Annotated in this window: 9 protein-coding genes and 1 tRNA gene; 2 read left to right on the top strand and 8 right to left on the bottom strand. The window is 34.8% G+C overall.

Going from position 1 to position 14,744, the window contains the following annotated elements; translation table 11 throughout:
* Nucleotides 1-288: 288 nt before the first annotated feature.
* Entirely contained in the window at nt 289-1,959 is a 1,671-nt protein-coding gene (gene gldJ, locus VBZ51_RS15020) for a gliding motility lipoprotein GldJ (protein ID WP_058105270.1), read from the top strand.
* Nucleotides 1,960-2,020: 61 nt separating this feature from the next.
* Nucleotides 2,021-3,298 carry a UDP-N-acetylmuramoyl-tripeptide--D-alanyl-D-alanine ligase gene (locus tag VBZ51_RS15015; protein ID WP_416577465.1) on the top strand — a complete coding sequence of 426 codons (1,278 nt, stop codon included), beginning with the start codon at nt 2,021-2,023 and terminating at the stop codon, nt 3,296-3,298.
* Here VBZ51_RS15015 and VBZ51_RS15010 read toward each other — a convergent pair.
* From VBZ51_RS15010 to VBZ51_RS14975, 8 genes are all read right to left on the bottom strand, one after another.
* A tRNA-Val gene (locus VBZ51_RS15010) sits at nt 3,299-3,373 on the bottom strand.
* Between the two features lie 91 nt (nt 3,374-3,464).
* The gene (locus VBZ51_RS15005; RefSeq protein ID WP_416577464.1) at nt 3,465-4,727 is read right to left on the bottom strand and encodes an Nramp family divalent metal transporter; all 1,263 of its coding nucleotides are present in this window, start codon (nt 4,725-4,727) and stop codon (nt 3,465-3,467) included.
* Between the two features lie 89 nt (nt 4,728-4,816).
* Nucleotides 4,817-5,518, bottom strand: a complete 702-nt coding sequence (locus VBZ51_RS15000) for a FadR/GntR family transcriptional regulator (protein WP_416577463.1) — start codon at nt 5,516-5,518, stop codon at nt 4,817-4,819.
* A gap of 185 nt (nt 5,519-5,703) precedes the next feature.
* A complete protein-coding gene (locus tag VBZ51_RS14995; protein WP_416577462.1) occupies nt 5,704-6,675 on the bottom strand; it encodes a polysaccharide lyase family 7 protein in 972 nt (323 codons plus the stop codon).
* 9 nt (nt 6,676-6,684) lie between these two features.
* Nucleotides 6,685-7,560 carry a polysaccharide lyase family 7 protein gene (locus VBZ51_RS14990; protein ID WP_416577461.1) on the bottom strand — a complete coding sequence of 292 codons (876 nt, stop codon included), beginning with the start codon at nt 7,558-7,560 and terminating at the stop codon, nt 6,685-6,687.
* A 50-nt stretch (nt 7,561-7,610) separates the two neighbouring features.
* A complete protein-coding gene (locus tag VBZ51_RS14985) occupies nt 7,611-9,479 on the bottom strand; it encodes a PKD domain-containing protein (protein WP_416577460.1) in 1,869 nt (622 codons plus the stop codon).
* Nucleotides 9,480-9,534: 55 nt separating this feature from the next.
* Nucleotides 9,535-10,983 (bottom strand): RagB/SusD family nutrient uptake outer membrane protein, encoded by a 1,449-nt coding sequence (locus VBZ51_RS14980; RefSeq protein WP_071340228.1) that lies wholly within the window; start codon nt 10,981-10,983, stop codon nt 9,535-9,537.
* 19 nt (nt 10,984-11,002) lie between these two features.
* Entirely contained in the window at nt 11,003-14,107 is a 3,105-nt protein-coding gene (locus tag VBZ51_RS14975; protein WP_416577459.1) for a SusC/RagA family TonB-linked outer membrane protein, read from the bottom strand.
* Nucleotides 14,108-14,744: the final 637 nt, after the last annotated feature.

The following is a 14,744-nucleotide window of genomic DNA, read 5'->3' as shown; positions in this document are numbered from 1 at the left end:
TCATTGCTTTTATCCGAATTTAGATTACAAGCCTTATTATCACATTCTAAAAGTTTTATCCTGGACCATACTATTTGGCTGATTTAACCGTTTAACCTTTAAAGAAGGCCCAATTTTACCAACGGTTATTTTTTAGATTTTCAAAATTATTTTTAATTATAAAATAATCTTATAAAAACACCGTTCTATTGAGCGAAAGTGACAAACAAATTAAAAGAAATTACAGTATCATATTGAAATAGGAACCAAACTACTATTTAATATGACAATTGAACTCAAGTCCTAATTATGAAAAAACATTTAGTAAAAGTTGTACTCTCGTGCACGGTTATAGTAGGAGGCTTAACAGCTAGTAGCTGTTCAAAATCTTCATCTTCTTCTAAAAACACCTCTAGAGCTACAGGTTGGAAAATAAATGCCAAGGAAGGTGGTTTTCAATACAATACCGATTTTAAAGAGCAAGAAACCGCTCCTGGATTAGTATTCGTTGAAGGTGGAACGTTTACCAAAGGTAAGGTTCAAGATGACGTTATGCATGATTGGAACAATACTCCGACTTCACAACATGTACAGTCTTTTTATATGGATGAAACAGAGGTAACCAACGTAATGTATTTGGAATACCTTGACTATTTAAAAAGCGTATATCCACCAGAAAACCCTAAATACACTAACATTTACGTAGGTGCATTACCAGATACATTGGTATGGAGAAATAGATTAGGTTTTAATGAAACCATGACCAATAATTACTTGAGACACCCTGCATATGCAGAATACCCTGTAGTTGGCGTAAACTGGATCCAAGCAACACAATTTGCCGAATGGAGAACAGATCGTGTAAACGAAGTTATGCTAGAAAGAGAAGGTTACTTATCTGAAGATGCCAAATATCAAGCAGCTACAGGTGAAGTACAAGGCACTTTCAGTACAGAGGCATATCTAAATAGACCTGAATCTGTATATAATGGACAAATTGATTCATTACAAGGTAAAAAGAAAAAGGATAGCGTTTCAACTTTTGCCAAGAGAAGCAGCGGTATCATTATGCCCGAATATAGATTACCAACTGAAACAGAATGGGAATATGCAGCGCAAGCACAGGTTGGACAAAGAGAATATAACAATTACAGAGGTAGAAAAAAATATCCTTGGGAAGGCGATTACACTAGAAACGGACAACGTGTAGGTCGTGGTGATCAATTAGCCAACTTTAAGCAAGCAAAGGGTGATTACGGCGGAATTGCAGGTTGGTCCGATGACGGAGCAGATATTACTGCCGAAGTAATGTCTTACAAGCCTAACGATTTAGGTTTATACGATATGGCCGGTAACGTTGCCGAGTGGGTAGCGGATGTTTATAGACCAATAGTTGATGATGAGGTAAGTGATTTTAACTACTACAGAGGTAATATTTACATGAAAACAGCCATTGGCGAAGATGGTAAAGTAAATATTTTAAGAGATTCAATCGTCTACGATACATTACCTAACGGAAAAGTAGTAGCCGTAAATTTACCGGGAGAAATTAAAATGGTTCCCGTAGATGAAGAAGAAACATACTTAAGAACTAATTTCTCATCAAGTGACAACAGAGGATATAGAGATGGAGATCCTGGTTCTTCAAGATTCTATGATAGATTCAACGATGGAGACGAAGAGGATTCCAAGAAAAAAATGTACAACTCTCCTAAGCATTCAGTTGAAAGAGATTCTTTAGGTAACCTTATAAAAGGCTATGACTCATCTAACAACAGAACTACTTTGATCAATGATGAAGTAAGAGTTTACAAAGGTGGATCTTGGAGAGATAGAGCATACTGGTTAGACCCAGCACAAAGAAGATATTTACCACAATATATGGCTACGGACTATATAGGTTTTAGATGTGCAATGTCTAGAGTTGGTTCTAAATCAAAAACAAAAAACAAAACAGTTAGAGGTAAAAAAGCAAAATAATTTTTATCTAACGAATTAAAAAAGCCCTTTTCTTAAAGGGCTTTTTTTTATCTTCGATTTTATGAAAATTCACGACTTACACGCTATCTTTTTAGCAAACCCTTCTATTAGTACAGACACTCGAAAGATTAAGGAAAATGATATTTTCTTTGCTCTGAAAGGAGAGAATTTCAACGGCAATACTTATACACAAAAGGCTCTTGATAGCGGAGCCAGTTATGTGGTGATTGATGAAGAAAAATATGTTGCAAATAACAAAACAATTCTAGTTGATAATGTTCTTAAAACATTGCAGGACCTAGCTAACTACCATAGAAAAAAGTGTAAAGCGCAGGTAATTAGTTTAACCGGCAGTAATGGAAAAACAACTACAAAAGAATTAATAAACGCTGTTTTAAGCACTTCATACAGAACAATAGCCACAAAAGGTAATCTCAACAACCATATTGGAGTACCATTAACACTACTGACCATTAAACCAGATACAGAAATTGCCATAGTTGAAATGGGTGCCAACCACCTTAATGAAATTGAATTTCTTTGTGAAATTGCCGAACCTGATTTTGGTTATATAACCAACTTTGGAAAAGCACATTTAGAAGGTTTTGGTGGCGTAGAAGGAGTTATAAAAGGGAAAAGTGAACTATATGATTATTTAATTAGCAGTAATAAGTCCGTATTTCTAAATGCAGACGACCCCATCCAATTAGAAAAACTAGAAGGTTTCACCAAGAAATATGGCTTCAGCACTACGCAAGCAAAGTATTTCAATATTGAACTTATAAACGCACAACCATTTGTAAACCTAAAGGTAGAAGATGTTGAAATAAATAGTAACCTTATTGGCACATATAATTTCACTAACTGTTGCGCTGCGATCATTATTGGCAAATATTTTAATATAGAACTACCCAAAATAAAATATGCTATTGAAAAATATATACCAGATAACAACAGGTCGCAAATTATAAACACCAAGGGACACTATATTATTTTAGATGCTTATAATGCCAATCCTTCAAGTATGAAAGTGGCACTTGAAAACTTTCATACATTAGAAAAGCCGAATAAAATTTTAATTTTGGGAGATATGTTCGAGTTAGGAAATTCATCCCATGAAGAACATCAATCAATTGTTGATTTAACAAAAAGATTAAACTTTAAAAAAGTAATTTTTGTAGGCGAGAATTTTTATCGAACTACTACAAATTCATTGAAAATGAAATCATTTGCTGATTTAAACGCTTATCTAAAAACAAATTCAATTTCACCTAAATCTACACTACTTATAAAAGGCTCTAGAGGCATGGCACTGGAAAGAGTTTTAGACAACATATAGTGGGATATACTGGATTCGAACCGGTGACCTCTGCCCTGTCAAGGCAGCGCTCTAAACCAACTGAGCTAATATCCCATATAATTTGAATAATAGGGGATAAAGATACATCTATACCATTTTATAATAAAATGTTGGAAAGCATTTAAATTAATTGACCGCTATTATTTTAAAAATAACCAAGCAATGCCACTATACCATTATAGGAAATTACACAAGAGAAGAATAAGGCAGCAAAAAGACCAATGTTTAGCAACAAACCTGCTTTATATTGAGCCATAAGTTTTTTACTATTAATCAGCAAAATAATTCCCAGTATAACCAATGGTAATACAAAAACATTAAATACTTGAGAAAGTATTTGCATTTCTATAGGGTTTGCTCCGTATACCGGCACTATTAAAGCGAACACACACGCTATTGCGGTAACGACTCTAAATTGTTTTGAATTTGTATCCAACTCCCCAGATTGATAATCTGCCAATAATATTGGCGCTATCAATAAACATGGAAATATTGAAGATAGCCCTGCACTTAAAGTTCCAAAGAAGAATAATGTTAATGCAAATTTACCAGCAACGGGCTCAAGCGTATTTACCATGTCCAATACTTTGGTTACCGGCTGCCCTTGATGAAAAAGAGCTCCACAAGCCACTGCCATAACGGAGGCACTAATAAAAAAAACCAATGAAGCCGCTATAATTGCATCTTTTTTTTGTTGATTTCTATTTTTAATGGTCCATCCTTTTCCTTTTACAAATAATGGCCTTGACAAGAATGTGGCCGCAGCCATTGTGGTACCCACAAATGCAGCCACCATCATTTGACCACCTTCAACTTTTGGAATTGTTGGCACCAAACCTTTTACCACTTCCAATGGTAATGGATATACCATAAATAAAGAAATGATGAAAGAAAGCCCCATTATTGTAACGAAAATCACAAGAATTTTCTCAAAAAAAGCGTATTTACCTACCAGCAATAAACCATAAAACACAATTATCACGGCAATGGCTATTGCTAGAACTGTCTCATATTTGGCATTGACCAATCCTGGATAATAAATAAGAAAGATTTCATAAATTATATTCGCAGATATCCCCAGAATACCCATTAAAGAATTCCATTGACCAAATGAAATACCTAAGATTATAAGAATTGCAATAAGTTTGCCCCACTTTAAATGCTTTTTAAAAGCAAACAATGCTGTTTCACCTGTTACCAATGCAAAATTTCCATAGGCATACATTAGCAAACCTGAAAAAACACAACTTAATAACAATACCCATAAAAGTTGCATTCCATAAGTACTCCCTGCTACAATCATAGAGGTAACACTTCCAGTACCTATGGTATAACCAATCGCAAAAATTCCTGGTCCAAAGGCTAAAACTAGAGCTAAAATCTTTTTCCAAATAGATGATTTAGGCATGTTCTTCTTTTAGTAGTTATTTTGACCTAATTCAAAATCAAAATTGGATTATTTATAAAAATTTTTCAATAAGAGTATCAACCTCAACCCTATATATTATAGCAAAACTGATAAAGATTTTTAAAATGCACTTTCATCTTCTCTTTAGCCAATTGAGGATTTTGCTCCTTGATGGCATCAAAAATATCTTGATGCTCCTGAATACCTCTGAAAGCCATATTCTTATCGCAAACATGGTACTTTTCAAAATTGGTAAGAATTTCAGGTGTTATAATTAACATAAAAGTATTCATTGTACTATTACCACTAGCTTTGGCTATGGCTAAATGAAACAACAAATCTTCTTGAACTGCATCTTCTCCATTTTCAACTTTTTCCCTATAAGCATCCAAGGCATTTTTCATTAGCTCCAGATCATCACCGGTTCTTCTTCTAGCTGCCAAACGTACAGTTTTAAGCTCCAACAAAATTCTAGTTTCTACCAATGATTTAAAATCCGGCTCATCTAACCTTAGAATGTCGTTAACCATTCCATTCATGGCCACTTGACCTATTTCAGCAACGAATGTACCGCTCTGAGGCTTAGAAACTAAGATTCCGTAAAATTCCAGTTTCTGAATCGCTTCACGAACACTACTTCTACTTACACCAAATTTCTCTGACAATGTTCTTTCTGAAGGTAATTTATCACCTGGCTCCAGATTTTTATTATTCATTAAATCTCTGAGCTGTATTATTATCTCATTCTGTATTTCATTATTCTCATTTCTTGTGAGGATTTCTAATTTCATTTATAACTTGCTTTAAGAGAAAATCGTTAGTAATTCTTAATCATTAATTTGCAAAATTAATATACATAGAACAACTACTGGTTTAATTTAAAATTTACTGGCCTAAAACAGGCCAGTAAATTCATTTCAACAAATCTAACTCAAACAACTTTCTTTGTTATACTAGGTATATTATTCTTTTAAAATTAATGTGTAACCTCTAATTCATAATATTTTACGTACGCAAATGCATTGTTTTCTATGGTCTGTAAATAATTACCAGCTTTAAAATAGTTTTCAAAAACACCCCATTTTTCAATATGAATGTCGTTATAGACAACAGATTCAGAATCATTCAATATAATTTCCATTCTTCCTTCTGAAACTACAATTTCTAAAGTAAACTTATCATTACCTACAACTTCTGAAAATGTATGACTTTCATTATCCTCCCAAGCATCAGTATGTAGTATTTCCTCGTCAGTGGCATTAATATTCTTCAGCTTTTTAGTAAGCACCCTAACCCTTTCTTTCTGCCAATATATCTTCAACATCGGCGGTGCATTATTATCATTCTCACCTATTAAATCTCTTTGTTCATTAGTTAATCTACCATGAATTTGCATAACCAATGTTCTATGAAAATCTCCGCCATCATCTACAGATATTTCAGGCACAGACAATGTACCTTTCATACGTCCGCCCTGGGCAAAAGTCCAATTTGTACTATTACTACCCGGAACTATTTGCTCTCTCAACTCCGTTCTTGAATAAGAAGAGTTTGCTGTTGATGATCCAGGTGATGTATAAAAAACCAAAGCGCCATCTATTGAATCATTATACATGAACGGCAATAACCTTTCATCAGTAGCATAATCTATTATTTCTGGTGGATTTACCTCATCTGGACTACCAATAGGCAATGTCACCTTCCAATTTCCCAAATCGATATTAGGCAAAAAATAGTCCACTCCTTCTATTTTCTCTTCCTCTATTTCTTCTTCAACTACTTGTTCCTCCTCAATGACCTCTTCCTCTTTAAGCGCCTCTTGCTCTACTTCATTTTCCATTTCATCTGAAGAACTATCACAACTCAAAAAACAAAGTGACAACCAAGACATGAAAAGACAGCTAATTGCAAAATGCTTCGTAATCACTAGACTATTCCTTAATTTCATCTATACATATTAATGGTTTACTTCTAAATCATAGAAGCTAACTTTAGCAAAAGAACCTTCATCTCTACTTTGAAAGTAATTACCTGCTTTAAAATAGTTCTCAAATACTCCCCAACGCTTCATATTAAAATCATCATAAACAGCAAACTCAGTATTATTCAATGAAACTACCATTTTACCATCTGTTACTTTTACTTCAATTTGAAACTTCCCAAAGCCTACCTCTTGTTCAAAATTAAATCCTTCATCATCTGTCCAAGCTTCTTCATGTAATATTCCAACTGAATTAACATCAGCAAATTTTAGCTTTTTCGTCTTTACCCTTATTTTGCCGTTCTGCCAGTAAATTTTCAAAACTGGTGGGGCATTATTATCTCTTTGCCCTATTAGTTCTTTTTGCTCATTGGTTAACCTGCCATGAATCTGTAAAATAATAACCTTGTGGTACTTTCCATTTTTATCTCTTGACACTTCATCGACCGAAAGTTTTGCCTTTAAGCTTCCACCTTGTTTAAACGTCCAGTTTACATTGTCATCACCGGGCACCATTTGTTCTCTAAGTTCTGACCTAGAATACTTGGTGTTTGCCGTAGTAGCCGAAGTAGGATATGCATAAAATGTTAACGCCCCTTTAGTGGAATCATTAAACATATATGGTTTTAATATATCATTATTTGCATAGTCCAGAATTTCTGGAGGTTCAACACTAATAGCACCTCCCTTGCCAGAACCCTCTGGAATTGTAACCTTCCAATGTGATAAATCTATGTCTGGAAGTTTGGTTTTTTTCCTTTTCTTTTTTTTACTACGTTTCTCCGTTTTTGTTTCTGACTCTGTGAGGTCACCCCCCATAGTTTGGGAGGTAGCCTCTACAGAGAGAAACATTAATGATAATATCAAAAGATGTGATATCCTATACATTAGAATCAAATAAATTATGGTGTTTCATAAACCTTAATATTATCAACCCATGCATCTGCAGTGGTCAAAGAATACATCCAAATAGTCACCTGTCCACTTGCATTAGAAGTAAATGTATCGGTACCCATTGTAAAGTTACCCTTACCGTTAGCAACATCAACTACAGCTCTTCCTAAAGGACCCGCTCCTGTTGAACTAGCAAAGGCAGCAGCGCCATCGCCATCGAACCAACCATCTAATATCTCTACATAAACTGCGTCACCACTATTTGTAATAGCTGCGCTAAACTCTATCGTATATTCTTTATTAGGTTCTACGGTAATTTCTTGATATGCAGCTCTAGAAGAAGATGTTCTTGACAAACTTTCAAGTGGACCTACCATTGTAGTACTACTTGTATACTTTGCACCAGGTGTTTTAGAACCTGTATCCGCTCCCGTATAGTCAAATGAATCTCCGTCTGAACTTGTATTAAAGGCATTTGAATTACTGCCATCAAAACTAGATGGCTTCCAACTAGAAGAACCATCAGAGAAATCACCGTTTACAACCTCAACAATAAAACCATCTGCTATCGTAATCTGTTCCGTTGCTTCGGAAGTATTTCCTGTTTGACTATATGCTGTTAAAGTAACTACATATATACCATCTTCTTCATAAGTGTGAGTAGGATTCATACCCGTAAATTGGTAACCATCTCCAAACTCCCATAAAAGCATTACCGCATCCACAGATTCATCGGTAAACGAATATGTTCTATAATCATCTGCATCTACTTCGAAAGAAAAGGCTGCTGATACCGGTGCCAAAATGGTAATGTTTTTAGTCAACTCCGTTGATAAACCAGAATCATTGGTAGCATTTAATGTCACAATATAATCTGCAGCAGTTTCATATACATGTGTTGGAGACTCATCTGTTGAAGTATTACCATCTCCAAAATCCCACTCGTAAGTAGAAGCATTAACAGAAGAGTTCGTAAAAGTATACTCCAAGAAATTTGTTTCGCTCTGTGCTATATCAAATCCTGCCGATGGCGGTACAGCTCCTGGTATTCCAACTTCTATTGTAAAATCATCAAGTCTAGCCTCAACCTCTCCGTTTGTAAAGTAAATTGCAACAGTATTATTTATACCTGAGTTGAACGAAAGTTTTTGCTGTACATAAACATCTGGTTCAGAATCGTCCGTTACGGTTACAGATGCTATAATTGCATCATTTGCCTCTTCTTTATTTGCAAAAGGTCCATTCTCCGTAACACCCAATACAGCAACAGTTAATGAAGGATCAGAAGATCCACTTAACATAGTATACCAAAAACTTAAATCATAATTAGTATCTGACTCTACAGTAATTTCCTGATAACCTACACGATCACCTGCCGGTACCGGTAATTTTGCTCCTTGATCTCCAAAAGTAACCGGACTACCTGTAATTTGTATTACACCACCCAAATCACTATTTCTCCAAGAATCTCGACCGTCTCCCCCACCTTCTGGCAAGGTATCATCTTCAAAGCCAGCTTCAAGAATAATAGGTTGAAATGGTCCTTCTACAACCATTACCTCTATAGTGGTAGAACCAGTAACACCATTACCGTCTATTGCGGTTAACGTTACAGGATATGTACCTTCACCGTCAAAAGTAAATGTTGGATCCTGCTCCGTTGAAGTGTTTCCATTACCAAAATCCCATTCAAAAACAGTAGCTTCTGTAGCTAGGTTGGTAAAATTGATGACCCTAAAATCATCTGAGGAAGCTGCATAAGAAAAATTAGCCGCTGGAAATACCGTGTCTACCTTTGAATTAGTATCTGGTAAATCATCCCTAAAAAGTTCATCATTTACACAACTAGCAACCATGCCAGCCGAAACTATAGCCATAAGCAATAGTTTTGTCTTACTAAATATATTTACTTTCTGTCTCATAGTTTTTATATTAATATCCTGGATTTTGTGTTAATAAACCACCACTAATATTTATTTCCCTTGCAGGAATTGGCAGCAATAAGGCTCTAGAAGAAAAAACGTATCCCATTTCCTCAGCATGTGCACTCAATACTTGATCAGCTACACCGAACCTAAGTAAATCGAACCAACGTTGGTTTTCAAATGCCAATTCAACACGTCTTTCTCTTAAAAGTTCTGTTTTTGAAACACTTGAAACAGTGTTTGGAGCTGTATCAGGAAAAGCCCTATCCCTGATTTTTTGAAAAGATTCCAAAGCGCCAATATCAGTTGTACTAGTACCATCACCTATTGCCGCTTCTACATGCATTAATAATACATCAGCATATCTCAATGCTATATAATCGTTACCTGCATCTCTTGCACTTAAACCATAATCTGGCGGTGTTACACTAAGATCTGTACCTTCAGGTAGAAATTTTGCAACTTCTGAAGTTGTATTGAATGTTACATAAGAAACCTCTGTTCTGTTACCTCCATAGGCAACGAAATCGGCTACTAAATTATCATTCACAATATTCTGCCCATCTTCTCTTCCTTGACGGAAAGTTGAAGTGAATTCTGAAGAAAAACTTTGACTCTCTGCACTGTTACCAGCTACATATTGTACCGCAAAAATAATTTCATCGTTCAACTCGTCATAAAAAACATCTGAATAATTACTTTCCAAAGAAAAATTACCACTATTTATTATTGCTTCACAAAGTTGACTAGCACCAGAATAATTTTTGTTTGGCTGAGTCATATATACTTTAGCCAAAATGCCTTGCGCCGCCGCTTTAGAAGCTCTTGCCTTAGCTGAATTATCCAAAACGTTCACAGCCTCCTGTAAATCCTCAACTATTTGAGCATAGATCTGTGCTTCAGGAATACGGGTAAACAAAGCTTCATTATCAGTTGGACCAACAACTTCTGTTACCAAAGGAACGTCGCTATACAACCTAACCAAGTTAAAATATGCATAAGCTCTTAAAAATTTTGCCTCGGCAGCATACTTGGCTTGATTTTCTACATCTGCAACTTCTATAAAGCCTAATATGTTATTTGCTCTAAATATCACTTCATACATAGATTGATAGTAATCTTCAGATTCTACGTTATTGGCATTTACCACATATCTGTGAAAATCTGATTTAGACCCTTCTAATGTGGCGTTACGAGTGTTATCAGTTCTATGCTCTGTTAATAAGTGCTCAAACTGAACCCCTCTATTGGCATCTCCAATATTTGTGGTCGTATTTTCATTTACACCTTGTAATGCATCATAAATGCCTATTACACCGGCTAAAACATCTGCATCTGATTGAAAGAATGACTCAACCGCAACTGCCGTTTCTGGCAAAGGGTTCAAAAAATCATCACTACAGGAATGGAATATCACCCCTGTGATCATAAAGACTATATATTTTATATGTTTCATAATAAGTATCTTTTAAAAATTAAAAATCAATGTTAAGACCCAATGTCAATGTTCTAAATATTGGCGTACCAGCTCTTTGAGAACCATAAGCCCTTGGGTTAGAACCATCTACATGCTCAGGGTTAAAACCATGATAGTCATCTGCAGTGATATACACTAAATTCTGAGCAGTTGCATAAACTCTTAGACCTCCAATACCAATTTTAGATGTTACATCATCAGGGAAATTGTATCCAAGATTTATATTTCTTAAAGAAAAATAATCTGCATTTGCTATAACTTCACTGGTCAATACCTTTTCTTGAATAAAAGATGTATGTGGTACTAAACCGTCAGCAACTGCTTGTGCCTCTCCTCCACTACGTGTTCTATTACCAAACCAGTTATAGAAATATTGATCACCAATATTATTCACTTGAGCACCTAAGCTACCTTGTACCATGAATGAGAAGTCAAAATTCCCCATCTGAAACTCATTAGTAAAACTGTACACTAAATCTGGGTATGGATCACCTAAAATGGTTTTATCTTCTTCTGTAATGATACCGTCACCATTTAAATCCTTAACGATCGTATCATCTGCCTGACCGTTAATTCTATTCCAAGGATTATCTACATAGGTAGTTCTAAACTGTGTATCATCGTATAAATCCGTATCAACAACATACCCCCAAAAAGATGATATTGGCTCGCCAATTCTGTTTATCCATTGAGAGTTTCTACCATAATCATCTTCTATTAAAGCATTGTTAGAATCTCCAAAACTCAACAATTCGTTTTGGTTAGTAGAAGCAATCAATGTAGAGTTCCATCTAAATTTCTCTCCAACAATATTCTTGGTTCTTATTTCAACTTCAACACCTTTATTTTCAACCTCTCCTAAGTTTACTATACCACTTGTAAAACCAGTAATGTAAGAAACAGGGTTTTCCAATAATAGTTCATCACTTGTTCTCTTGTAGTAATCTACAGAACCAGATATTCTATTATTTAGGAATCCGAAATCAACACCAAAAGTCATTTCTTCTGAAGCTTCCCATTGCAATAAGGCATTGGCAATGTTTCTTGGCGATACACCAGGAGTTATACTACCATCTGTAATCGCATTAGAATTTTGAAGTAATGCTAAATAAGGATAAAGGTTTACATTATCATCACCAACATTGAAATTTTCAGCTCCTGTTAAACCATAACTAGCTCTAAACTTTAAGTTATTGACTATATCACTGTTCAATAAGAAGTTTTCTTTAGCAACGTTCCATCCCAAAGACACGGCTGGGAAATTACCGTATTTAGAATCTACACCAAATACAGAACTACCATCTCGTCTAAAAGACGCATTAACCAAATACTTATCTTTATACGCATAATTAACTCTAGCAAAATAACCTACTTTTTTAAGCTCTGTATTAATTTCAGTAGGGTTATCAATTAAAGTAGCGCCTTGGAAATTTTTCAACAAATCATTAGAAAATCCACCTCCGGTCATTATACTTTCTTCTGATTTTCTTTGTTGAATGGTCATACCCGCCAACAAGTTTAAATCATGATCACCGCCAAAGTTTGTAGAATAATTTAAAGTGTTATCATTAATTAACCTTGTTCTAGATCTATTAGCCAAATAATATGCCGCTCTACTATTACCAGAAGCATGGTGCAATGTACCATCATATCTTGTACGTTTTCTATTCTCTAAAGTAACACCTAAAGAAGTTTTAGCGGTTAAACCGTCTAATAATTCGTAACTAACATATGTAGACCCAAATAATTTAGTATTAAATTCATAATGCTCTCTTTCCACATATTGTGCAAATGGGTTAGAATCACCAGAAGTACGTGGACGTTCTGTATTACCATCATTGTCCAAATCTAAATTTACCAAGTGATTTTCATAAAAATAATCGCCGACTCCTACATCTGGGTAAACATCCCTGTTAATAAATTGCAATGTTTCATCAGTATGATATATAGGCAACCATGGAGATTGTCTTGTTGGATTATGAATTGAAGTTGGCAACCTTCTTTGCGAAGTATATGAAGGTGTAGCTCTTAACCCAAACTTTACCTTTTCACCTAATTTTGTATCTAACTTTATATTTCCTGTATATAATTTATAATCATCAGTAATTACAACACCTTCATCATGCAATGCTCTTAATGATGCACTAAACTTAGTATCTTCAGTACCACCACGTGCAGAAAAAGAATGACTAGTAACAGTTCCACCGTCGAAAAACACATCTTGCCAATCTCTATCTACACCAGTTGTAGCCACTAACAATTGTGCGTATAAAGTTTCACCAGATAGTGTTCCGGTAGCAGCTTGTTCTATCTTAGCCCATTCAGCAACACTCTTTTTGTAGTCATCACTACCATGTGCATCTTTGAAACCCGTATAGGTTTGATAGCTAAACTTTGTTTTACCAGCCTTACCGCTTTTTGTAGTAATCAAAATTACACCGTTAGAACCTTCACTACCATAAATTGCAGCTGAAGCAGCATCTTTAAGCACCTCAAAAGACTCAACATCATTCATATCTATGTTAGCAAGAAACTCCGAACTTACTACAATACCATCAACAACTAATGCCGGTCCAGAATCCGCAGTTACAGACCCCACACCCCTAATAGTAATGGTAGGTGCACCACCGGCCTCAGCATTAGTGGCCTGAATATTAACACCGGAAACTTGTCCGATCAAGGCATCATCCACCCTTGAAACCGCAATTTGGTCTAAGGTCTCATTAGTTACTTTAGAAATTGAACCTGTTAATGTTGATTTCTTTTGCGTACCGTAACCAACAACGACAACTTCATCTAACTGACTAGCATCTTCCTGAAGGGTTACATTTACTGTTTTTTGAGAGACAATTGCTACTGTTTGCGTAGCATACCCTATATAAGAGAATTGCAATAAATCACCACTTGTAACCTGTATGGTAAAATTACCGTCAAAATCACTTTGGGTACCTCTAGTTGTATTTGCCACAACAATATTAGCACCTGGAATCGGTACATTGTTAGCATCTGTCACAGTACCAGATAAACTATAGGAGTCCTGTGCAAACAATTGAATGTTGACCAGCAACATTGCAACCATAAAAACTTTTAATTTAAAATTCATTTGTGTTATATTAAGTTAGTTCTATTGAATTGGGCCAAGCCCTCTTTTTGATCTACTTAAAATGCGATATTAGCCACCGCATCATAATCATTAATTTACTATAACACACATTTCACATAAGAATCAAGGATAATTCTTATTTTTACATAAAATGTGTAAATAGCAATACTTACATGTTTGTTACTTCCCTATCGATTTGGAGTAATTTTTTTCATAAAAAGGATGGGCGAGCACCCGTCCTTTTTTTATGCTTTTTTCTATAGTCTCATTTCACTTTTTTTTTAATTAATAAGATGATTATTAGTTTTCATTTAATTGGTTTACCAAATTGGTTCGTCAAACTGGTTTACCAAATATATGTTATTATCTTGTTAAAAAAAATTACTTTGAAAATTTATCGACCTTTTTTTTGCCACTAATTACTAATTTTCATTAATAAATTACGTAATCAATAAAATAATTAAGAATCTTTATCAAAATGACATTAGCCCTAAAACAGTAGTCTTTATGGGCAATTAAAGTACTTGTTGAACATTTTTTAATTTATATAACATTGTTATTAAGATAAAAAAGGGAATGAATTTCAATATTTAAAAAATTTAACATTTATCTGTTCAAATATTCATATTTATAAAGC

It is taken from the genome of Maribacter sp. HS, assembly GCF_048059195.1.
GTDB classification, from domain to species: domain Bacteria; phylum Bacteroidota; class Bacteroidia; order Flavobacteriales; family Flavobacteriaceae; genus Maribacter; species Maribacter dokdonensis.
This window is presented reverse-complemented; position numbering and strand designations above follow the sequence as displayed.